Raw genomic sequence first — 22,376 nt, 5'->3', positions numbered from 1 at the left:
TTACAAATGCTGACTCCTCTTATGGCGTTGTTGCGCCGCGAGCTTGCTGTCGGACGGAGGATAGGCGGCGGCGCAAGTTTCGGAGTCATTTTCTTCCTCAGTCTCGTCGTCTTGATTCCCTTCGCGATCGGTCCGGACCTCGCGCTTCTTGCCCGCATCGCGCCCGCCATTCTCTGGATCGCCTCGCTGCTTTCAAGTCTGCTCGGGCTCGACCGCTTGTTTCAGGCCGATCATGAAGATGGCTCGCTCGACCTTCTGCGCACCAGCCGCACGCCGCTCGAATTGATCGTGCTCGTGAAATGCGCCGCCCATTGGCTTTTGTGCGGCCTGCCGCTCGTCGTCGCCGCGCCCCTTTTCGGATTAATGCTGGCTCTACCTGGCCCACAAGTGCCGCCACTCATTCTTTCGCTGCTCGTCGGCACGCCGGCTTTGACCTTGATCGGTGCGATCGGCGCGGCCCTGACCGTCAGCCTGCGGCGCGGCGGTCTCCTGCTTTCGATTCTCATTCTCCCGCTTTGCATTCCGGTCTTGATCTTTGGTGTGTCATCGGCCGCGAATGATGCGATGGTCGGCTTCAAAACCCCTTTTCTGATCCTGTGCGCCCTGACACTCATCGCGCTGGTCGGCGCGCCCATCGCTGCAGCGGCAGCTCTGCGACAGCTTCTTGATTAGGGCAAAGCCAGATACAATTCTTCAGGAGAGTTGAAATATCTGCCGAATGCGGGCGACCAATCCCGAAGCCGATGCGATCCCCACGGCATCTTTTGTCCCTCCGAAAAGATGCTGCTCATTCTGCACCCGCCGCGACAGGATCAGACCCAGTTCCTCGGCAATGGCCGGCCGATCCTGCATCAGGGGCATGAGAGCCTCTTTCGCGATTTCATAGACCATCACAAAGGTCAAAGCCTGCACTGTTCCCGGCGATCCGGTTCCGGCGAGCAGGCTTGCCTCGCCAAAACAATCGCCAGGCGCGAGCCGCCCGAGTTCAATCTTACGATCCTCTTCCATACGATTGACGACAAGTGCACCGCGGCGAACGATCACGAGAGAATTTTGGACGACGCCTTGTTCAACCACAATTTCATCCTTGTGATAGGTACGGCTTGATACGGTCTCAGCAAGCGCCTCCCTTTCCTCCTCAGTCAACGAGGCGAAGAGAGGCAAGGCAGCGAGAAGACGTGAGGGTCCGTAATAATTTCCGGGCTGCTTCATGTCCCCGGTTGTTGATGTCGCCGATGAAGGCTCAGATCCGTCATACGGCGCCAAGCTCAAACCGGCGGCCTTGGCATGGCGATAGATCAGATCAAAAAGCTCATTCTTGGCGGCGCCGACCCCGCCGAGATCCATCACGCGGAAAGAGAATTCGATCTCGATCGCCTGGGCATCCAATGATTTGATGAGAAGGGTCGGCGCGGGGGTGCGCAGAATTTTCGTGCTGCTCAACAAGACATCACGCATGACCTCAATGATAAAAGCCGGCCTTGTCGGCGCCAGCCGCACGCTGAATTTTACGCCATGGCTCCGATCCGGACTGCTCATATTGATCAGATTGGCTTTCGCCAGATTGCTGTTTGGCAAAATAACGAGATCATTGGCACCATTGAGAAGATGAGTCGCACGCCAATTGGTTTCGACGACACGGCCTTCGATGACGTCGCTCACGACGATCCAGTCGCCAATGCCATAGGGCTGGCCGAGATTGAGAGCGACGCCCGAGAAAAGATCGCTCAGCGTGTTCTGCAGCGCGAGACCGAGAATGATCGCGACCACACCCGATGTGGCGATGAGGGTTCCAACAGGAAAACCGAACACATTCGTGACGATGGAAAGAGCCACGCCGACGTAAATCAATCCTACAACAATGTCCTGGAGCAGCCGAATTTCACGCGGCTGCTTTTCAAAAATCAGAAACACGCGGACAAAACTGATCAGCGATAGAGCGACGTTGATCCACCAGACCACTTTCGCCAACCCGAAGAAAATGCTCTGAAGAAGGGAAGCCTGTGGCGGTCCAGGTTCATAGGGGACAATGCCGTGGTAGATCAGCAAAGTCGTCAGCGCCACGAACAAGGTAATTTGCCCAATGAGGCGCATTGAGGGATGATTACGCAAGATTCCTTGCGTAATCAGGGCGCCAAACACGGCCAGCGACCCTGTCTGGATGATCGGATCGGTGAGAACTGCCAAGAGAGACGGATAATCAGTCATCATATTTTATCAAATCTGTCGCGATACACATCGATGGATCATTTCATCGCCGGATTCTTATAAAATTTATATTAGATACGTGAAATATCCTGGTCGATTCAATGGCATGTCAAGCCATCCTGATGTGCGAAACCATTGCAGGAAAGCATAGCAGCAATGAGTCAAGTCGTATCCGGCACGTCCACGCCATGGCTCACCCGCAATACGGTCCTACTCGCGCTGGCCAGCTTGTTCGCCGATATTGCGACGGAAATGCTCTATCCCATTCTACCGGTTTTTCTGACACAGACGCTCCTTGCCAGCGGCAGCATCATCGGCCTGATCGACGGCATAGCGCAAGCCACGCAAAATATCATTCAAGGCTTTTCCGGCTGGTTGTCGGATCGATTGCAGCAACGCAAAACCATCGCGCTGGCTGGTTATTTTCTCGCCGCGATCTCCAAACCCCTCATCGGTGCGGCCTCGGCCTGGCCTGCGGTTCTTGTCGCGCGTGTTTTCGATCGTGTTGGCGCGGGACTGCGCTCCGCCCCGCGCGATGCGCTCATTGCCTCTTCCGTCGGAGACGACCATCGTGGAAAGGCCTTTGGCCTCGAAGGCATGGGCGATAATCTTGGCGCTTTTCTCGGGCCTCTGCTCACAGTCCTATTGCTGACGGCCCTCGCCTTCGATCTCCGCTCGATTTTCGCGCTTGCGCTCGCTCCCGGTCTCCTCGCCTTCGTCATGATTTTATTGGTGCGTGAGCCGCCCTCCGCCGCACAGATTGAGGCTAAAGCCAGGATCGATGTCGATCCACGGCAATTTCCCAGAGCTTATTGGATCTATCTTTTGGTCACGGCATTATTTGGCCTCGGCAATTCCAGCAATGCCTTCTTGATCCTGCAAACTCAGGATGCCGGTGCGTCGCTCGAAACCACCATTCTGATTTATGCGGGTTTCAATCTCGTTGCGGCCCTGATTTCCTATCCAGCCGGATATTTCTCCGACCTCTGGGGCCGCAAAACTGTTCTCCTCCTCTGCTTTCTGATTTTTACAATCACCTATCTCGGCTTCGCCTTGACACGGAACACAGCAGGGCTTGGCCTGCTCTTTATCTTTTATGGGCTCTATCAAGGGATCTTTCGGTCTGTCGGGAAAGCTTTCGCCTCGGATTTCGCGCCGCCGCACCTGCATGCCAGCGCGATCGGTTGGTACAGCGCCACGATCGGTCTTCTGCAACTTTTCGCCAGTCTCATGGCCGGCGTTCTCTGGGATCGCGTCGGCCATCAAGCCGTCTTCTTTTATGGCGCCTTCTTCGCGGCCATCGGCTCCCTCGCCCTTGCTCTATTGATCCCTGGCAAAAGCGCTGCCCACAGGTAATTTTTGTCAAAAAACCCATGACCGGAAACACAGACGATGGCACTCGCCCCCAAGGCTCCACCGGATACGAAACCGCGCTGTCATTGGCCGGGAAGCGATCCGCTTTATCTCGCTTATCACGACGAAGAATGGGGCGTGCCGGAATATGACGACCGCGCTCTTTTTGAAAAACTCATTCTTGATGGATTCCAGGCAGGCCTTTCCTGGATCACGATCCTGCGCCGGCGTGAAGCCTTCCGCGCTGCATTCGATGGCTTTGATCCAGCCCGGATCGTCCGTTACGACGCGGCAAAAATCGAAAGTCTGATGCAAGATCAAGGGATCATACGCAACCGCGCGAAGATCGAGGGCACAGTGCGCTCCGCCAAGGCCTGGCTTGATATCCAGGAAAAGGGCAGCTTTTCGCGCTATCTCTGGAATTTCTTCGACGGTAGACCGATCCAGAACCATTACCGGGTGCCGGCCGAGATCCCAGCCCAGACACCACTTTCAACCAGGCTCGCCAAGGATCTCAAGCAAAAGGGCTTCAGCTTCTGCGGCCCGACGATCGTCTATGCCTTTTGCCAGGCGACGGGCATGGTCAACGACCATCTCGTCACCTGCTGGCGTCACGCCGAATGCGCGGCACTTTCCGACCAAACAAAATTAGCCGTTCGATAGAAAGCACTTAATTTCAAAGGGAGAGCCAATTCCGATCAGATTGATCAGAATTGGCTCCACGGTTTTCGGCTAAGATAATAAATCCTTATTCAGCCGCTTCGGCGAGCGGTTCGGAATATTCCGGCGCGAGATCAAGGCCACGGAACACCGAGCAGCGGATGAACACGTCCGACGTCGGCAGCACGCTTTTATGGCTGCAGAATTTCGCGGTGAGCTTGGTAAGGCCCTTGATATCGCGGCCTGTCGCACTGGGGAACATATGGACGAGTTCGTCCTTGAGCTTCTCCTCAACAGGCAGATTGAATTGCTCCGTCATCACGCCCCAGATGCGCCGACGGGCCTCCGCGCTCGGCGGATGGAATTTGATCATGGCGATGCAACGCGACACGATCGCTTCATCGATATCGTCGACGCGATTGGTCGTCATGAACAAAAGGCCATTGAAATATTCGAGCACACGCAGGAACACGCCGACGACCGCATTGGTGGCAATATTGTCATCGCGTTTCTTGATATAGACATCGGCCTCATCGATCAGCATGACCGCGCCCCAGCGCTGCGCGCGGGTCAAGACATCCTTCAGGGCCTGTTCCATCTGCGCCACATTGAGGCCGAGCTGACCGGAATGAACGCGATAGAGGGGGCGCCGGATGATTTCCGAATAGACTTCCGCTGTCAGCGTCTTACCGACACCCGCCGGACCCGCGCAAAGCACGGTCGTGCCGCCCGATTTACCGGCGACGATATCATCCATCAGGACGTCCATCTCGGCCGTCAGAATATCGATGAGGTCGGTCTGCTCCTGCGGCAGGACCAGTTTGTCCTTCAACTCCGGCTGATATTCATACGGATTCATATCATCGACATGCACCCAGATGTAATGGTGCAGTTCGAGATGGAACATCAGAATATAGGCATGGATCGGCAATTGCGTGAAGAGCCCTTTCGGGATCTCCTTTTGCGATTCCTCGACCTCGTCCTCGGCGTTATATTTATCGCTCTTGGCGGCCTTTTTCAGATATTGGCCAAGTATATCACCGGTCGCATCCATGGTCAGGGTGCGGCTCGTCAACATGCCTTCATCATTGACAAGGCGGGCGTCGCCGCCGCTCGATGAAAGGACGATGACATCTTTGCGCGTCCAGTCCGTATCCCTATGGGTGGAATTCGGATCTTCCGCATAAAAGCCGGTGCCACGCGCAGAAAATTGCGCGCCATATTGCGCGCGCCAGTCGAAATATTTTTCGACCGTGCGGTCATAGTCCTCGATCAATTCTGCTGTTTCTTTCAAGAAACCCTTGCTGGCGAAAATTTCACCAACCGTCTTGCCGCCAATATCAGTCGCGGCGATACGCAGAACCTGGGTTGTCACCGAGCCTTTGACATTAGCTTTCAGTTCCAGAAAGATCTTGCCGGCGGAATCTTCGGCCGGCGGTGTGTAATCGAGGCGGGTCACGACATAGGGTAGCGGCCGATTGGCAACATGCGAGGTGAACAGCCAGCCGCGAATGCCGTCCGTGGCGAGATAACGGGCGATTGCCGGGACGACATTTTCGAGATCTTCCGGCTTGAAACGCTCGCCGCCGCCCGACAAGGCCTTGTGCAGCGTGAGCAGATGCATAGCCCTCGTGCGATAATCCGGCCCCGCTTGCTCATAAATATTGCGGAGGAAATCAAGTTCGCTCAGCGTTAATTGGTGGGCAGGCACTTCCACACGATTGCCGAAACGCAATTGATCCTTCAACGGCGTGAGATTTGGGAATTCGGCGATCATCAGCTCGATGTGAGGCCGCTCGATGTGAAGGTTCATCCTCTTCGCTCTCCGATCCGCATGAGCTCATACCAAGGGCCGCAAACAGCGCCTCTTGGTTCCTTTCGGCTGCGCCAAAGCCATCCCACGCGTGTGGAGGCGAAGGCGAGAACCGGCTGGGCAATGGCAATCAGACCAGTCAAGCAATATATATGCCTCGCAAAGCTTGTGCTTCTGCCGCATGACCGCAAAGGCCAATTGCCTGGTTTTGCAAGGGCATTGTCTTCATGACGGTGGAATGAAGGGGCCATCCGTGGCGGGCGTGGCGCGAGAAGCGGCAGAACGCATGAAAGCTGATCAATTAAAAATATAGCTTCAGAATTGAACGTCCACACAGGAAACGACATTCTCAGGTAACGAAAATCATGTGTGTGGCGTTCTCGCCCGGTTGCCCAGCTCCTACAATTCAAGTCATTCTTCGTTCAGCCACATCGCATCCGCGATGTATATCGAGGGGCGTCATGCCCAAACCTTGTGAGATTGGCTCCCGCGCATGACCACGTCCCGCGCCTGGGTGCGCCTGCCTTCCGGCATGCGGCTCGACCTTCTCAATCCAACGCCCTTCGATTGGCAGGACGAGGACCTCGCCCTCGGTCTCGCGCGGACCTATCGCTGGGGCGGGCATTCGGCATGGCCCTTGCCCTTGTCCGTCGCCCAACACTCCCTGATGGTCGTAGCTCTCCGGCGGCTGCGCTTTCCCAAGGCCAATCGGCCCCGCGCCGATCTGCGCGAGCTCCTGCATGACGCGGATGAAGGGCTTCTCGGTTTCGATTGTATTTCCGTCATCAAGCCCTTCCTCGGACAAGGCTATGCAATCTTGACCGAGCGGCTCAAGACCGCCGTCTTCCTGCGTTATGGTCTGAGCGAGTGGACGCCTCGCGCTTTGGCCGCGCATAAGCGAGCGGATAGAATCGCAGCAGCTTCGGAAGCGGTGCATGTCGTCGGTTGGAGCCCGCGCGAAGTCCGTTCCACCCTGCATATTCCCTTTGCCCCGCTGCAAGAGGACCCTTTGCAAGGGATTTATGGCGGCACGGCCTGGGAACCGTGGCCGCCGAATGTGGCTGCCGAACGCTTTTTGGCGGAACTTAAACGCTTGAGTGCGCAAGCCGGGACTCGAAAACGCCGCGTGCCCGAACGACTTCATACCACGGGTCATGATCGATGACCGTTGGACTGCTCTTGAATTTTCGCTCTCGCTTTGAAAAAGCGAAAATTCAAGAAAGGAACCAAAGGTCGTTCTGCACGACCTTTGGTATTAATGTCGAAAACCATTCTTGAGCACGGGCTTGGCCTGCTTATCGAGTCCGGCGCGGACGGAAAAAAGTTCCCGGCCACGACGTTGCATGATATCGATGAAAGCTTCCTATTGAGAAGGATTTCCCGGCGCAAGACTGCGGCCGGACTGCATGAAGAGAAGGGCCGAGAAAGCCGTGTCGAGCATCCATGTCTGTTCGCTTTCCAGGCTTCCGGAAACCGTGCGCAAGACCGGCGCACGCAGCTTGATCACGCTCATCAATCAGGGCACGCCCGTGCGGCGGCCACAGGAAATTTCACCTGAGCGCCATCTCCTTGTCTCCATGTCCGATATTACGGTCGAGATGGAAGGCCATATTCTCCCGAGCGAAGAACATGTCGGCGCACTTTTGGCCTTCGTGCAGAAGTGGGATCGCGCGGCGCCCTTGCTCATTCACTGCTGGGCTGGCGTCAGCCGCTCGACCGCCGCTGCCTTCATCACGGCCTGCGCCTTGAATCCTGGAAAACGGGAAAGCGAGATCGCCGAGGATCTACGCCGCAATTCTCCGACGGCGACTCCCAATGCCAAGCTCGTCGGTCTGGCTGATCGGGTGCTCGACCGCCAGGGTCGCATGATTGCCGCGATCGAAACGATCGGCCGCGGCAAGGAATGTCTCGAAGGCGTGCCCTTCAAACTCGATTTTTGACGGGCCTCAAGCGTCGCTCTTTGGTCTGATGCTCAAGCCGCGCTGCGCGCCGATCTTTGCGCCGTATAGCGATTGACCGGTACATCGAGTCCCAAATTCTCGCGCAGGGTCGTGCCATCATAATCCTGGCGGTAGAGACCACGGGCCTGCAGGATCGGCACGACTGTCTCCACGAACAGTTCGAGATCCCTGTGCAAGGAGGCGAACATGACGAAACCGTCGCTCGCCCCGGTTTCGAGCCAAAGCTGGAATTTATCCGCCACTTGTTCCGGCGTGCCGACGAAATCTCCACGCGGCGTCGCAAAGCGCAGGGCAACCTGGCGGAGCGTTAGATTTTCTTCCCGCGCCGCTGCGATGATCTTCAAGACCGCGCTCTGCGTGCTGTTGAGCGCATCAGCGCCAACTTCCGGGAACGGCGCGTCGAGATCATAGACCGAGAAATCATGATCATTGAATGGACGCCCCAGCATCGAAAGAGCGTTTTCGATCGACACCAGCCCGGCGATTTCCTGATATCTGGCTTCCGCCTCGGCCTCCGTTGACCCGATAATGGGTGCAACACTTGGCAAAATCAGAAGCTTGGAGGGATCGCGTCCGAATCCTTCGGCGCGCGCCTTGACATCGCGGTAATAGAGACGCGCCTCTTCGATCGTCTCATGATGGACGAAGATCGCCTCGGCCTTTTGGGCCGCGAAATTCCGTCCATCCTCCGAGGACCCTGCTTGGAAGATCACCGGCTGGCCCTGTGCCGAACGGGCGATATTGAGCGGCCCCCGCACCTGAAAAAATTCGCCTTGATGATCGAGCCGGTGCAATTTTTCCGGATCGAAAAAGACGCCGCTTTCCTTATCGTGGATCAAGGCGTCGTCTTCCCAGGAGTCCCAAAGCCCTTGGACGACATCGAGATATTCTTTCGCGAGTTGATAGCGCCGATCATGCGCCAAATGTGCGCTTTTGCTGTAATTGGCCGCGCTGCCTTCGAGCCAGGACGTGACGACGTTCCATCCCGCCCGGCCGCCACTGATCTGGTCGAGCGAGGCGAATTGGCGAGCAACATTGAACGGCTCGCTATAGCTAACGGTCAAAGTCCCGACGAGACCAATATGTTCAGTCGCGCCGGCGAGCGCCGAAAGAATGGTCAAAGGCTCGAAGCGGTTGAGATAATGCGGGCTCGATTTCTCGGTAATGTAAACGCTGTCGGCAACGAACAGGAAATCGAATTTCCCCGCTTCCGCAAGTTGCGCCTGCCGTTTGTAGAAGGCGAAATTGGTACTGGCATTAGGCTCGGCCTCCTTATGCCGCCAATCGCTCCAGGTGCGGCCGGCGCCATGAAGAATGAACCCCAGCTTCAATTGCTTGCCCGATCGCGCTCCCGACTGCACTCCCATGCCCGTCTCCTTCTCCGATTGATGACCAAACGATGATGCTGGAGCGAACTTGCCGGCCTGCCTTGCATGGCACAATCGAGTCTTTTAAATGAATACCTTGAGTTTCGAGAACAGCGGCGCAACGCCCATCTCGATTGCTGCTTGTTCAGGGAACATGCCTTGCCCGACACCAATGAAGATATTGCCGCCCTGCCCTTCGAGCGCGCCATGGCGGAGCTCGAAAAGATTGTCGATGAACTGGAAAAGGGCGCCGTGCCGCTCGAGGAATCGATCCGCATCTATGAACGCGGTGAAGCCTTGAAGAAACATTGCGAGGCCTTGCTGAAAAACGCCGAGCAAAGGATCGAAAAGATCACCTTCGGCGCTGACGGACGCCCGAGCGGGACCGAGCCTCTCGACGTCGAATGACCCTCGGCCGCAAGGACTGCCGGGCTCCCAATTTCCTCCCCCTGGCAAGGCGCTTGCTTTGCCATGAACCGGCCATCCCGCCTTGGCCACTTTAGTCAATCGAGGTCCAATCCGATGGGTGATTATGCCTTCGCCGAAGCAGAGATCGTCTCGCTTCTGTCCATGTCGACAAGGCCGTTTCCGGTCCGCCGCATTTTCTGCGTCGGCCAGAATTATCGTGATCACGCCAAGGAAATGGGGAGCAATCCCGAGACCGAGGAGCCGTTCTTCTTCATGAAGCCGCCGGGCGCCATATTACAGAACGGCGAAACCATGCCCTATCCGCCGGGCACCAATGAATTGCATCACGAGGTCGAACTCGTCGTCGCCCTGAACATGGGCGGCAAGGATATTCCGCCCGAGAAGGTCAATGACATGATCTTCGGCTATGCGGTCGGACTCGACATGACCAAGCGCGACGTGCAGCGTGAGGCCAAGGCCAAGGGCCGTCCGTGGGAAATGAGCAAGGCTTTCGACTTTTCCGCGCCCTGTTCCTCGATCAGCCCGGAAATGTATACGGGGATCATCACCAAGGGCAAAATTCAGCTCAAGGTCAATGGCGAGCTACGCCAAAACAGCGATGTCTCCGAAATGATCTGGGACGTGCCCCATATCGTCCATTATCTGTCGAAACAGGTCGAAATCCTGCCGGGCGATCTGATCTTCACCGGCACGCCGGCTGGCGTCGGCCCCGTGGTCAAGGGTGACAAGATCGAAGCAACGATTTCCGGCCTCGAACCCCTGATCATCGAAATCGGCTAAAGTATTCTTTTCGACAAAGCATAAACAAGACTGCACACACACACACTGCCTGCCGATCCAGACGATCGGCAGGCAGTGTTATGTTATTGTCATCATACTTCGTTCCTTTGCAAAATGGAGCGTTCAACCGATCATTCTGTCAAGCCGACCAATTGATCTCAGCTTCGTCTTTTTTGACATAAATAATACGAGACATCATCGTCCCTTCGACCGAGCAAGTCTTAAGAAAAATTATCTTGTTTAGGTTGCCGGCAGCCCTAATGTGACGTCACATCGATCGTCGTCATAGGGATTTTTCGCGTGCAAGCACAGCCCTCCACGCGGCCCCGCCGCTCTTATCTTCTTCCCAGCTTTGTTGCGCTCATTGTCGCGGCCGGCGGCTATTCCCTCTGGCACATGCGGGCCTCCGAGAGCTCACAAATCGCCGCGAAAGGGGACTCCCTCACCCCGGCCGTGCCGGTCCAGACCACTCTTGCCGAACAGCGCGATGTGCCGGTCTATTTGACCGGCATCGGCCATGTGCAAGCCTTCAACACCGTGACGATCAAGACGCGGGTTGATGGTCAATTGCAAAAGGTCGCCTTCACGGAGGGACAGGATGTCAAGGCGGGTGATCTCCTGGCGCAAATCGATCCCCGCCCCTATCGGGCGGCACTCGATCAAGCCATGGCCAAAAAGGTTCAGGACGAAGCGCTGCTCGCCAATGCTCGCCTCGATTTGCAGCGCTATATCAATCTCACCAAAAACGACATGGGTGCGAGCCGTCAGCAACTCGACACCCAGAAAGCACAGGTCGCCCAGTTAGAGGCACAGATCCGGGGCGACCAGGCGCTGATCGAAAATGCCCAAACACAGCTCGGCTATACATCGATTACCTCACCAATCGATGGCGAGATCGGCATAAGGCTCGTCGATCAAGGCAATATCGTCCATGCATCCGATACAACGGGCCTGGTCGTCGTCACGCAGATCCATCCCATTTCCGTCATTTTCACTTTGCCGGAAAATCAACTCGATACCCTCAAGACAGCGATGAAATCCGGTCCCGTCACGATCCATGCGATGAGCCGCGACGGCAAACAGGCCTTGGCGGATGGCAAGCTGGCCGTGCTCGACAATCTGATCGATCAGACGACAGGCACGCTCCGTCTCAAGGGTATTTTTCTGAACCAGGATGGTATCCTTTGGCCGGGTGAATTCGTGTCCATCCGTCTGCTCGCGCGGACGCAACCAGAGGCGATCATCATCCCCTCTACCGCGCTGCAACGCGGGCCTGAAGGCTATTATGTTTACGCCGTCAAGCCGGATCAGACCGTCGAAATACGTCCCCTTGATATCGGCCAGATCGCCAATGGTGTTGCCATCGTCAATGCCGGTTTGCACCTCGGCGAACCAGTGGTCACGGCTGGCCAATATCGCCTGGCTCCTGGGGTTCGCGTCGAAGCTCGAACCACTCAGGCATCGCGCTGAAAAGCGCATAGCAAAGCCCCTGGCTTCACCCTTATGACGGCACGAGAGAGACAATGAGCATCTCGCAGACCTTCATCCTTCGGCCGATCGCGACCTCATTGCTCATGCTGGGCATCCTGTTGATCGGCGCCGCTGCTTATCCGCTCTTGCCCGTCGCCTCGCTGCCGATGGTCGATTTCCCGACGATTCAAGTCACAACCCAATTCCCCGGGGCCAGCCCTGAAACGATGGCCTCCTCCGTCACACAGCCTCTCGAACGGCAGTTCGGGCAGATTCCCGGCGTGACGCAAATGACCTCGAGCAGCACGCTCGGCTATAGTACGATCAGTGTTCAATTTGATCTTTCACGCAACATCGATGGCGCGGCGCAGGACATTCAGACGGCCATCAACGCCGCTAGCGGTCAATTGCCGAAACAGCTTCCGACGCCTCCAACCTATAAAAAGGTCGATCCGGCGGATGCTCCCATCATCGTGCTCGCCGTGACTTCCGACGCGATGCCGCTGACTGTTGTCGATGACTATGCCGAAAATATTCTGGCTCAGAATATCAGCCGGTTTCCAGGCGTTTCCATGGTCGAGATCAGCGGCCAGCAAAAACCGGCCGTGCGCATTCAAGTAGACCCGGCCAAAGTCGCGGCACTCGGCCTGTCGCTCGAGGACCTTCGCCTCTCGATCCTCAATGCCACGGCGAATAGTCCAAAAGGCAGCATCGACGGCGCAACCCGCACTTATACGATCTATGCCAACGACCAGGAGCTGAAGGCCGAACCCTGGAATGATTTTATCATCGCCTATCGCAATGGCGCTCCGGTCCGTATCCGCGACATCGGCCGCGCCATCGATGCGTCGGAAAACACCAAAATGGCGGCCTGGGCCAATGGCAAGCCGGCCATCCTGCTGCCAATTATGAAACAGCCCGGCACCAATGTCATCGATACCGTCGATTCCATCAAGGCCGCCCTGCCTCGGCTCCAGGCGGCCATTCCACCGACCATCAAAGTCGCCATTCTCAGCGATCGCACACAGACAATCCGGGCTTCGGTCGATGATGTCCAGTTCACTTTAGTGCTCACCATCGGCCTCGTGGTGGCGGTGATTTTCGTCTTTCTCCGCAATTTCTGGTCGACAATTATCCCCGGCGTGGCCGTACCCCTGGCGCTAGTCGGCACTTTCGCGCTCATGTATGTCATGGGCTATAGTCTCGATAATCTCTCGCTCATGGGTCTCACCATCGCCGTCGGTTTCGTCGTCGATGACGCCATCGTCATGCTGGAAAATATTCACCGACATATCGAAGATGGGATGACGCCGATGCAAGCCGCAATCAAAGGATCGGCGGAAATCGGCTTCACGATTATTTCGATCAGCCTGTCCCTGGTCGCCGTGTTCATTCCGCTTCTGTTGATGGGCGGTATCGTGGGCCGCCTTTTCCGCGAATTCGCGATTACTGTAACGATGACGATCTTCGTCTCGGCTTTGGTGTCCCTGACTCTCACTCCAATGATGTGTTCGCGTTTTCTTCGCAGCGAGCATGGTGTCCGGCATGGCCGCCTCTATATGGCGTCCGAGCGCATCTTCGATCTCATGCTGGCCGGCTATCGAAAAACTCTTGATATTGCTTTGCGGCACCACCGGATCACCTTTGCGATTTTCCTCGCGACGCTCGTGGCCACATTCTACCTTTTCATCATCATTCCAAAAGGCTTTTTCCCGCAGCAGGACACCGGCATTATTATCGCCACATCGGAAACATCACAGGATGTGTCCTTCGCCGAAATGATCCGGCGCGAGAGCAGGCTCGCGGAGATTGTAATGAAGGATCCTGCCGTCGCCAGCGTCAGCATGTCGGCCGGAGCCAATGGAAGCCAGACGCAAAATAATGGTCGTTTCTTCATCACGTTGAAACCGCAGAGCGAGCGCACTATTTCCGCCGATCAGATCATCCAGAGACTGCGTCCGCAACTGGCCAAGGTCGAAGGTGCGGCCCTCTTCATGCAGGTCGCGCAAGATCTCAATGTGGGCGCTCGCGTGGCACGCACGCAATATCAATATACGCTGCAAGACGCGGATCTGGCGGAGCTCAATCAATGGGCGCCAAAGATTTTCGCCAAGCTGAAAACATTGCCGGAATTGCGCGATATCGCGAGCGATCAGCAGACAGGCGGTGGCACATTGAGCCTGACGATCGATCGTGATCAGGCCTCCCGCTTCGGTATTCAGCCGCAATTGATCGATGATACGCTTTATGACGCGTTTGGACAGCGCCAGGTGACGCAATATTTCACCCAGGTCAATACGTATCACGTCGTCATGGAAGTCCTGCCCGAATTGCAGAACAGGCCGGGCGCCCTTGACGAAATTTATATCAACTCGCCGCTCACCGGCCAGCCTGTCCCCTTGAACACACTCGTCAAATGGACGACGCAGAAGACGGCGCTGCTTTCGATCAACCATCAGAGCCAGTTTCCAGCCGTAACCCTCTCCTTCAATCTCGCCCCCGGTGTCGCTCTCGGGCAGGCAACGGCAGCGATCCACGATGCCGAAATGCAATTGGGTGCTCCGGCATCCCTGACCGGCAATTTCCAGGGCAATGCACAAGCTTTCCAAGCCTCGCTTGCCAGCGAACCTTATCTGGTCACGGCGGCGATCATCGTGATCTACATCATCCTCGGCGTGCTTTATGAAAGCTACATTCATCCGCTGACGATTTTATCGACCCTGCCATCCGCGGGGCTCGGCGCGCTCTTGACCTTGATCCTGTTCGGCTATGATTTCAGCCTAATCGCCTTGATCGGCATCATCCTCTTGATCGGCATCGTCAAGAAGAACGGCATCATGATGGTCGATTTCGCCATCGAGGCAGAGCGCAACCAAGGTCTCCCCCCATTGGAGGCGATCCGTGAAGCCTGCCTGCTTCGCTTTAGACCGATCATGATGACGACAATGGCGGCGGTTCTCGGCGGCATTCCACTCATGATCGGAACAGGCACGGGCTCGGAAATCCGGCAGCCGCTCGGCTATGCCATGGTTGGCGGCCTGCTCGTCAGTCAGGCGCTCACACTTTACACGACACCTGTCATCTATCTTTATCTCGATCGTCTGAGAAGTTGGATCAGCCGTCGCTCCCCGGCACGATCCCATCCAACCACAGAAGCTCTTCATTCATAAAAAACTTCCGGGAAGCGCTTCGCTTTCCCGGAAGAAATTCCTGCCGCTCAAATCAAGAATTCTTATTTCGAGCTGGCGACATCCTCGACATTATAAATGTCGAGCGCCGCATCATCCGCATCCGACTTCGGATGCATGATGTAGAATTGATGCAGCTTAGATACATAGACGGAAACCTTACCGCCCTTAGTGTCTTTCCGCTCGATTTCCGTGAAATGATCATTATCGTCGCGACGCAACACGCTCAAACCTTCGGCGCCAGTGACATAGATCCGGTTATTAGCTTTGTCATAGGTCATGTCGTCACCCGTATCGACGACATCCACCGTGGAGACAAGCTTGCCATTCGTGCTGTCGATGACAAAGAGTTTGCCGGGTTTGCGACCAACCACGAAGAGACGATGGTTCTTGCTATCAAAAGCCATCGGCGTATTCAGGTTCAAACCCGGAATTTGCCAGGTTTCCACAAATTTGCGGGTCTTGAGATCGACGACCCCGATCGCCTGCTTGTCGCGCAAGTTGAGGAACAATTTGCCTTCCGCGCGATCCATGGCCATTGATTCAATATTGGTGCTCGGAATCTCGATGCGAGCAACTTCTTTATGGTCATCCGCAGAAATGACATTCAGGGATGAATTCTCGCTCTTCTCTTTCTTGCCGCCGCTGCCGACGTAGAACAGCTTTTCCTTCTTGTCATAGAAGGCGGCATCCGGACCCGGACGCACGGGAATGCTCTGGATGATCTTCTGCGTCGCGACATCCAGAACCTTTACATCCGCCGAGTCATTATCGGCGACCAGGATCTGATTGAGTTCGGGCACCATAGCGATTGTACGCGGATTGCTGAAGCCACCGATCGAAGCAAGATGTTTGCCGGAGGCAAGCTCGAACATTTCAATCGACTTATTTTTTTCGGCAGCCACAAAAAGCCGGTCGTTCTTCTGATCAACCGCGAAATGATCGAAACCACCGCTGACTGCCGGCAGGGAGGTGCTGCGAACAAAGCTGACCGGAGAGTCGGACGACAAGGTAGCGGCTTGGGCAGCAGCGACAAGCGACATCGCCGCGATAGCCTGAAAGAAAATTCTGTTCACAGAGATCATTCCATTTTGGGGATAATTTGCATGCATTCTTGGGATCGCGGACTCAATCGAAACGAGTCAACCCAAACACGCCAACGCGCAAATAGAGATCCATAATGACATCGCCATGAAAATAGGATGACGTTTATATGAATACACGCCCTTTACTAGACATCACAAAACCGTGACTGCGATTTACAAGCGCTGTCATGAAACTATTACGACCTCGCGTTTATGGCAAAGCCCATGTTTGAACGCAAAATGCCTGTGTGTGGGGATAAAGTTGTATCATGTCTGGGTTTAAGAACATTCAAAAGATGGCTTTCCGCCATCTTCTCTTGAGTACGGCGGCAGTCGAAATCATCCTTTGCTTAGTGCCCAAAATCGCTCACGCAGATCCCACGGAAATCGGTTCGGTGGATGTGACGGCGGTCTCCACCAGAGGTGGACAAGGAAACGGCATCGGCTTTTCGGCAGCCCCCGGCAGCGCCCCAGCACTGGCTCCCTCGCAAGCACCGCTCAATTCGATTCAACCCCGCGCTGTGGTCAGCGATAAATTCATCCAGGACGTTCTGGTACCGACAGCCGATTTTTCCTCGATCGTGCAGTACACACCCGGCGTCGCCACACGTCAGCCAAACGGACCATTGGGTGGGGGTGAGAACGGGCTAAGCATTCGCGGCTTCGGCGATGGCCAATTCAATATTACCTTTGATGGCATTCCCTTCGCTGATCCTTCAGATTTCTCCCATCATACTGGCGCCTATTTTCCCGGCTTCTTTCTCGGTCAGGTGGCCGTCGACCGCGGTCCCGGTCTCGCCAGCACAATCGGCTATGCCACATTCGGCGGCACGATCGCACTCAATTCGAAGCTTGTGACCGACGAATTCGGTGGCAGGGTCCAAGGTTCTTATGGTTCGTTCAGTTCGTGGACGACCGCGGGCGAGGTCCGCACTGGCGTCACGAACCCAACTGGAACGCGCGCGCTTCTGGATTTCTCCCATTCCCAAACGGCTGGTGCTCTCCAATATGGAAACACTGATCAGACCAGTTTCCTCGCCAAGATTGAGCAGCCGCTCGGTGACTCCACTACAGTAACAGCGCTTGCGACTTATACGGATAGTTTCAACTTTAGCGCCACAAGCATATCACCCGTCCAAACCGCTCTTTACGGTAAGGGTTTTGGTGGTCTCAACAATAATCCAAACACTCAGAATTTCTACAGCTATAATTTCGCGAAGCGCGAGACCGATCTGGAATATATCGGAATCAAGTCCGTGGTGAATGACATCACCATTGACGACAAGGTCTATTCCGTCGCCTTTCACGATTATCAGCCACAAGCCAAGAATCTCGCCGGTAATAATCCGGATGGATCCGCAGGCATTGGCGTCAAATTCCCCCTCGCAAGCGGTGGTACATACAACAATCCGAACGGCGTCCCTGGCACATTAAAACTCTATGATTTCCGTACCGTCGGTAACATTCTGAGCGTCGCGAAGGATTTCAACGCTGGTATCGCGTCAGGCACCATGCGGGCCGGCTTATGGTATGAACATGCCTGGGAACATCAGTGGCGACCGAATATGGTTTGGAACACAGGCCAAACCTTTACGCAGCTTGGTGCCGTCCCACCCACGGCCTATGCTTATAATGTCTACTCGCAAACCGATAATTTCCAGCCGTCCCTGGAATATGAATGGCGCCCGGTGGAAGGGCTTGCGATTACGCCTGGCTATAAGCATATCACCTATATTCGTCATCTCTCAGGACCGGTTAATAGTGTAAGCGGTGGTCCCCCGGCCTACGCTTCGGGAACCTATAATGCCGACCTCGCCCTGGTCTCCTTGAATTATCGATTCAACGAGAATTCCGCTGCTTATATGCAGATTGCACAAGGCTTCCTTGCCCCCAACCTCAGCTATCTGCAGGTATCCCAGCCGCAAGGTAACAATTTCAAACCCCAACAAACGATGAATTATCAATTGGGCTATGTGTACAAATCAGATAATATAACTGCCGATGTCGATGTCTATTATATCGACTTCTCTAATCAGGTTGTTTCCGTCGGTAGTGGCATCAATCAATATTATACCAATATTGGCGGTGTCATCCGTAAAGGTATCGAAGGTCAGATCACCTACGCCTTTGGTAATGGTTTGGCGATCTTCGGCAGTGGCAGTCTCAACGATGGCAGGATGATCTCGACCGGTTTAACAAGCCCAAGCACGCCACGTTATCTTGCCTCGGCCGGTCTCATTTACGATAATAATGAAGGCTTCTTTGGGTCATTCATCTCGCATTTCAACGGCTCGATGTTTACGGGAACGGGTCAGAGCCTCACCAACAATTACAACAAGGTAGCCCCCTGGACGACGACCGATGTGGCCTTCGGCTGGAAGATGTTCAACATACCCGGCATCCATAGCGCAAAGGTTCAATTCGGCATCGCCAATATTTTCGATAGCCGGCAGGCGACCAGTAACAGCATCACACTCCTGTCAAACGGCCAGCTCGACCCCTATAATTCGACTTATTTCTACATTCCATCGCGCACCGCTTATGTTTCTCTGTCCATGGATTTCTGAAACTTCAGCTTACAAACAGCTTTGAATCATGGACGTATTTGCGGACTTGATCACATCGATGATTACGACATGGATATGATTGCATCATTCGTATCCATATCAATACACACTCATATTCCAAGGGAGTCCCCATATCATGTCTTTGCGTTCCTTCGCTGGAGCCACGGCGTTACTGCTCAGCGCCGTTCCTTATGCATACGCCGCGACCGATTGGACTGACGCAGATAAACAAATTCCGCGTTACAAGCATATTTTCGTCATTGTCGAGGAAAACAAGGACGCCAATCAGATCCTCGGTTCTGACAGTGCGCCCAATTTTAACGCATTCGCCAAGAACTATGGTAATGCGACGAAGTTCTACGGTGAGGCGCATCCAAGCGAGGAAAATTATATCGCCTTGGTCGGCGGCGACACGTTCGGCATTCATGATGATGATGCTTGGTATTGTGTCCCCGGCAAAGAGGATATTCATTGCAAGAGCTCGTCTAAGCCCGATTATGTCAACCACACGGTCAACAAGCCGCATATCGGCACGCAATTGCAGGCGGCCGGCCTGACCTGGAAGGGCTATTACGAAAACCTGCCCGAGCCCGGCTCGCTCGCCATCACCGCCAGCGACCCGGAGTCTTCCAATCAAAAAGCCGCCTTCTATGCGGCGAAACATTCCGGCTTTGTCAATTTCGAATCCGCGCAGAAGGACCCGCAAAGGGCCGAACATCTTGTCGGTTTCGATCGGCTGGAAGCGGATATCAAGGCTGGAACCCTGCCGAACTTCGCCTTGATTGTCCCCAATCAATGCAATGATATGCATGGCATGCATGGTGAGGGCATTCCGGCCGATTGCGAAGGCAAGAATCTGGGCGATCTGATCAAGCGTGGCGATACGCATTTGAACGATCTCGTCCAGAAGCTTCGCTCCATTCCGGCTTGGAACTCCCCCGAAAATGTCGCCATCGTCGTCACTTTCGATGAAGGTTCGGGCAAGGATAGCAGCGGCTGCTGTGGCGTGACCCCCGAAGCCATTTCCAATTTCGGTGGTGGACATATCCCGACGGTGGTCATTACGAACCACGGCCCGCAAGGGATCGAGGATGACACGCCGCATAATCATTATTCACTGCTGCGGACCATCGAAGACGCTTTCGGCATCCATGAGCACCTCGAACATGCCGCCGAGACCGACAAGGGCGTTCTTCCTCTCGTCAAACTGTTCGGTGTCTCTGAGCATCACGCGACCAAATAAAATAAAAGCGGCCCGCGAACGCTTCCATTTGCGGGCCGCCCCATCCGAACGATGAGATCCAAATTCGTCGTTCAGCAGATACGCGGGAGTTGTTCGCCGGACGGCATCGTGACCGCGCGGCGTCCACCGAAACGATTGATCAATGTCACGGTGCCGGGCCGACCTTCTGCCGCGACCTTTCCAATGATCGCCGCATCCACACCCAAGGGATGCGCGCGCATCGCCTCCAATGCCGCTTCCGCATGTTCCGGCGCGACCACGGCCACCAATTTCCCTTCATTGGCGAGATAAAGCGGATCGAGGCCCAAAATCTCGCAGACGCCGGCGACTTCGGATCTGACCGGCAGAGCCGCTTCATCCACCCCGATAGCGACACGGCTCGCCTCGGCCAATTCCGTCAGCACCCCAGCCAAACCGCCACGCGTGGCATCCCGCATGGCACGCACCTGCGGCACCGCCTGGAGCAAAGCCGCTGCGAGATCATGCAAAGGCGCGCAATCACTTTTAATCGTGACGTCAAGCGCGAGATCACCGCGCGCGCAGAGAATCGCCGCGCCATGGTCGCCCAGAGACCCATTGATCAGGATCACATCACCCGGCCGCGCGCCGGCAATGCTGATCTGATAATCCGGCCTTATGACGCCAATGCCTGTGGTGGTAATGAACAGGCCGTCACAAGCGCCGCGCGGGACGACTTTGGTATCACCAGTGACAATCGGAACCTGCGCGCGCGCGGCCTCCATCGCCATGGAGGTCACGATCCGGCGCAGACGCTCCAGTTCCAGACCTTCCTCAATGATGAAACCAGCAGAAAGGGCCACGGGCCGCGCGCCGCCCACGGCAAGATCATTCACGGTACCGCATACAGCAAGCTTGCCGATATCACCGCCGGGAAATTCCAGCGGCTCGACCACGAAACCGTCGGTGGTAAAAGCCAGCCGATCGCCATGGGCGGCAAAGGCAGCGAGATCGAAACGCGCCTGATCTTCCAGCGGTGGCGTCCCTTCGGGGTGGAAGGTGGCGACAAAGACGCGTTCGATCAAATCGCGCATCGCGGTGCCGCCACCTCCATGCGCCAAAGTGATCCGGCCGCCAGGACCAATGCCGGAAATCGGCTCCTCGCCGCTCATGCGGCCCCCTTCATTCCTTGATATTGGTAGTAAGCCGCGCAGGCTCCCTCGGATGACACCATGAGGGCGCCAAGAGGCGCGTCAGGCCGGCAGGTCGTGCCGAAAGCCGCGCAATCCCACGGACGAATGCGGCCGACGAGCACTTCGTTGCAGCGGCACCCTTCGGGATCGGGCGTATGACGCGCGGCCGGCTCGAAACGCCGTTCCGCGTCGAAGGCCGCCCAAGGCTCAGCCAAACGCACGCCTGATTCCGCAATGGTGCCAAGCCCCCGCCATTCGCATTGCGGCCGCGTCTCATAGACCTGTGCCACAGCCGCCATGGCAGCCTTATTGCCATCGGGAGGAACGACGCGTGAATATTGGTTTTCCACGCAGGCACGCCCCATCTCGATCTGGCGCAGAACCATCAGCAGAGATTGCAGGACATCCAGGGGTTCGAATCCGGCCACGACCAAGGGCAGGCCAAATTCTTCTGGAATGAAGTGAAACGGCTTGGTGCCGATCACCATCGAGACATGGCCTGGTCCGATGAATCCATCGATCGGAAAATCCGGTTGTTCCAACAAGGCCCGCAGCGTTGGAATGATGGTGATGTGATGGCACAGAAGCGAGAAATTGCGGACGCCTGACCGTGCTGCGCGCAGCACGGTCAGCGCCGTTGAGGGTGTCGTGGTCTCGAAGCCAAGCGCAAAAAACACCACCTCCCGATCGGGATTGGCCACGGCGAGGGCCAAGGCATCGAGCGGAGAATAAACCATGCGCACATCGGCGCCCGCAGCACGGGCCTGAATCAGGCTTCCCTCAGCGCCCGGCACACGCATGGCATCACCGAAGGTCGTGAAGATGACTTCCGGACGCCGCGCTATGGTAATGGCGTCGTCAACCCTTCCCCGTGGCAGGACACAGACAGGACAGCCCGGACCATGCGCGAACTGAACATTGTCCGGCATGCGGGATTCAAGCGCATAACGAAAGATTGTATGCGTATGCCCACCGCAGACTTCCATGATCGTCACGGGCCGCTCTCGCACGGCTCCGATCCGCTTGGCGGTTTGCGCGATCTCAGTAAACAGCTTTTCGGCCAGGGCCGGGTCGCGAAATTCATCGATGAAGCGCATTGTG

17 protein-coding genes are annotated in these 22,376 nt (G+C 55.9%); 11 read left to right on the top strand and 6 right to left on the bottom strand.

Annotated features, from left to right (window positions below):
• Nucleotides 1-6: 6 nt before the first annotated feature.
• A complete protein-coding gene (gene ccmB, locus BIND_RS05985; RefSeq protein ID WP_012384178.1) occupies nt 7-672 on the top strand; it encodes a heme exporter protein CcmB in 666 nt (221 codons plus the stop codon).
• Nucleotides 673-693: 21 nt separating this feature from the next.
• Here ccmB and BIND_RS05980 read toward each other — a convergent pair whose 3' ends face one another.
• Nucleotides 694-2,208, bottom strand: a complete 1,515-nt coding sequence (locus tag BIND_RS05980) for a cyclic nucleotide-binding domain-containing protein (RefSeq protein ID WP_041778516.1) — start codon at nt 2,206-2,208, stop codon at nt 694-696.
• A gap of 156 nt (nt 2,209-2,364) precedes the next feature.
• Between BIND_RS05980 and BIND_RS05975 the strand changes: the two genes are divergently transcribed.
• Nucleotides 2,365-3,564 carry an MFS transporter gene (locus BIND_RS05975; RefSeq protein WP_012384176.1) on the top strand — a complete coding sequence of 400 codons (1,200 nt, stop codon included), beginning with the start codon at nt 2,365-2,367 and terminating at the stop codon, nt 3,562-3,564.
• A gap of 36 nt (nt 3,565-3,600) precedes the next feature.
• Nucleotides 3,601-4,224, top strand: a complete 624-nt coding sequence (locus tag BIND_RS05970) for a DNA-3-methyladenine glycosylase I (RefSeq protein ID WP_012384175.1) — start codon at nt 3,601-3,603, stop codon at nt 4,222-4,224.
• A gap of 85 nt (nt 4,225-4,309) precedes the next feature.
• Here BIND_RS05970 and BIND_RS05965 read toward each other — a convergent pair whose 3' ends face one another.
• Nucleotides 4,310-6,034, bottom strand: coding sequence for an ATP-binding protein (locus tag BIND_RS05965; protein ID WP_012384174.1), 1,725 nt, complete (start codon nt 6,032-6,034; stop codon nt 4,310-4,312).
• A 493-nt stretch (nt 6,035-6,527) separates the two neighbouring features.
• On the opposite strand from BIND_RS05965, the gene BIND_RS05960 reads away from it, so the two are divergent.
• Both BIND_RS05960 and BIND_RS05955 read left to right on the top strand, forming a co-directional pair.
• Entirely contained in the window at nt 6,528-7,199 is a 672-nt protein-coding gene (locus tag BIND_RS05960) for a phosphohydrolase (RefSeq protein ID WP_012384173.1), read from the top strand.
• A 265-nt stretch (nt 7,200-7,464) separates the two neighbouring features.
• Complete coding sequence (locus tag BIND_RS05955) at nt 7,465-7,974, top strand: tyrosine phosphatase family protein (protein WP_085938745.1); 510 nt, start codon at nt 7,465-7,467, stop codon at nt 7,972-7,974.
• A 32-nt stretch (nt 7,975-8,006) separates the two neighbouring features.
• Here the strand turns inward: BIND_RS05955 and BIND_RS05950 are convergent, their stop codons facing one another.
• The gene (locus tag BIND_RS05950; protein WP_012384171.1) at nt 8,007-9,362 is read right to left on the bottom strand and encodes an LLM class flavin-dependent oxidoreductase; all 1,356 of its coding nucleotides are present in this window, start codon (nt 9,360-9,362) and stop codon (nt 8,007-8,009) included.
• 159 nt (nt 9,363-9,521) lie between these two features.
• Here BIND_RS05950 and BIND_RS21890 point away from each other — a divergent pair, with 159 nt between their 5' ends.
• The 4 genes from BIND_RS21890 (at nt 9,522) to BIND_RS05930 (ending at nt 15,211) form a co-directional block, all read left to right on the top strand.
• The gene (locus BIND_RS21890; protein WP_041778513.1) at nt 9,522-9,770 is read left to right on the top strand and encodes an exodeoxyribonuclease VII small subunit; all 249 of its coding nucleotides are present in this window, start codon (nt 9,522-9,524) and stop codon (nt 9,768-9,770) included.
• 114 nt (nt 9,771-9,884) lie between these two features.
• Nucleotides 9,885-10,571: a fumarylacetoacetate hydrolase family protein gene (locus BIND_RS05940; protein ID WP_012384169.1), complete on the top strand. Its 687-nt coding sequence runs from the start codon at nt 9,885-9,887 to the stop codon at nt 10,569-10,571.
• A gap of 300 nt (nt 10,572-10,871) precedes the next feature.
• Nucleotides 10,872-12,041 carry an efflux RND transporter periplasmic adaptor subunit gene (locus BIND_RS05935; RefSeq protein ID WP_012384168.1) on the top strand — a complete coding sequence of 390 codons (1,170 nt, stop codon included), beginning with the start codon at nt 10,872-10,874 and terminating at the stop codon, nt 12,039-12,041.
• A gap of 53 nt (nt 12,042-12,094) precedes the next feature.
• Nucleotides 12,095-15,211 (top strand): multidrug efflux RND transporter permease subunit, encoded by a 3,117-nt coding sequence (locus BIND_RS05930; protein WP_012384167.1) that lies wholly within the window; start codon nt 12,095-12,097, stop codon nt 15,209-15,211.
• 62 nt (nt 15,212-15,273) lie between these two features.
• Here the strand turns inward: BIND_RS05930 and BIND_RS05925 are convergent, their stop codons facing one another.
• On the bottom strand, nt 15,274-16,305 hold the full coding sequence (locus BIND_RS05925) for a YncE family protein (RefSeq protein WP_148210570.1): 1,032 nt from the start codon (nt 16,303-16,305) through the stop codon (nt 15,274-15,276).
• A 305-nt stretch (nt 16,306-16,610) separates the two neighbouring features.
• Here BIND_RS05925 and BIND_RS05920 point away from each other — a divergent pair, with 305 nt between their 5' ends.
• Entirely contained in the window at nt 16,611-18,881 is a 2,271-nt protein-coding gene (locus tag BIND_RS05920) for a TonB-dependent receptor (protein ID WP_158304361.1), read from the top strand.
• A gap of 136 nt (nt 18,882-19,017) precedes the next feature.
• A complete protein-coding gene (locus BIND_RS05915) occupies nt 19,018-20,124 on the top strand; it encodes an alkaline phosphatase family protein (RefSeq protein ID WP_012384164.1) in 1,107 nt (368 codons plus the stop codon).
• Between the two features lie 71 nt (nt 20,125-20,195).
• Here the strand turns inward: BIND_RS05915 and hypE are convergent, their stop codons facing one another.
• Both hypE and hypD read right to left on the bottom strand, forming a co-directional pair.
• A complete protein-coding gene (gene hypE, locus BIND_RS05910; protein WP_012384163.1) occupies nt 20,196-21,254 on the bottom strand; it encodes a hydrogenase expression/formation protein HypE in 1,059 nt (352 codons plus the stop codon).
• Nucleotides 21,251-22,372 carry a hydrogenase formation protein HypD gene (gene hypD, locus BIND_RS05905; protein ID WP_012384162.1) on the bottom strand — a complete coding sequence of 374 codons (1,122 nt, stop codon included), beginning with the start codon at nt 22,370-22,372 and terminating at the stop codon, nt 21,251-21,253. The genes hypE and hypD overlap by 4 nt, the downstream gene beginning before the upstream one ends.
• Nucleotides 22,373-22,376: the final 4 nt, after the last annotated feature.

Origin of the sequence: Beijerinckia indica subsp. indica ATCC 9039 (assembly GCF_000019845.1) — a bacterium.
GTDB classification, from domain to species: domain Bacteria; phylum Pseudomonadota; class Alphaproteobacteria; order Rhizobiales; family Beijerinckiaceae; genus Beijerinckia; species Beijerinckia indica.
The sequence above is the reverse complement of the archived record's forward strand: the minus strand, read 5'-3'. Positions and strand labels throughout refer to the sequence as shown.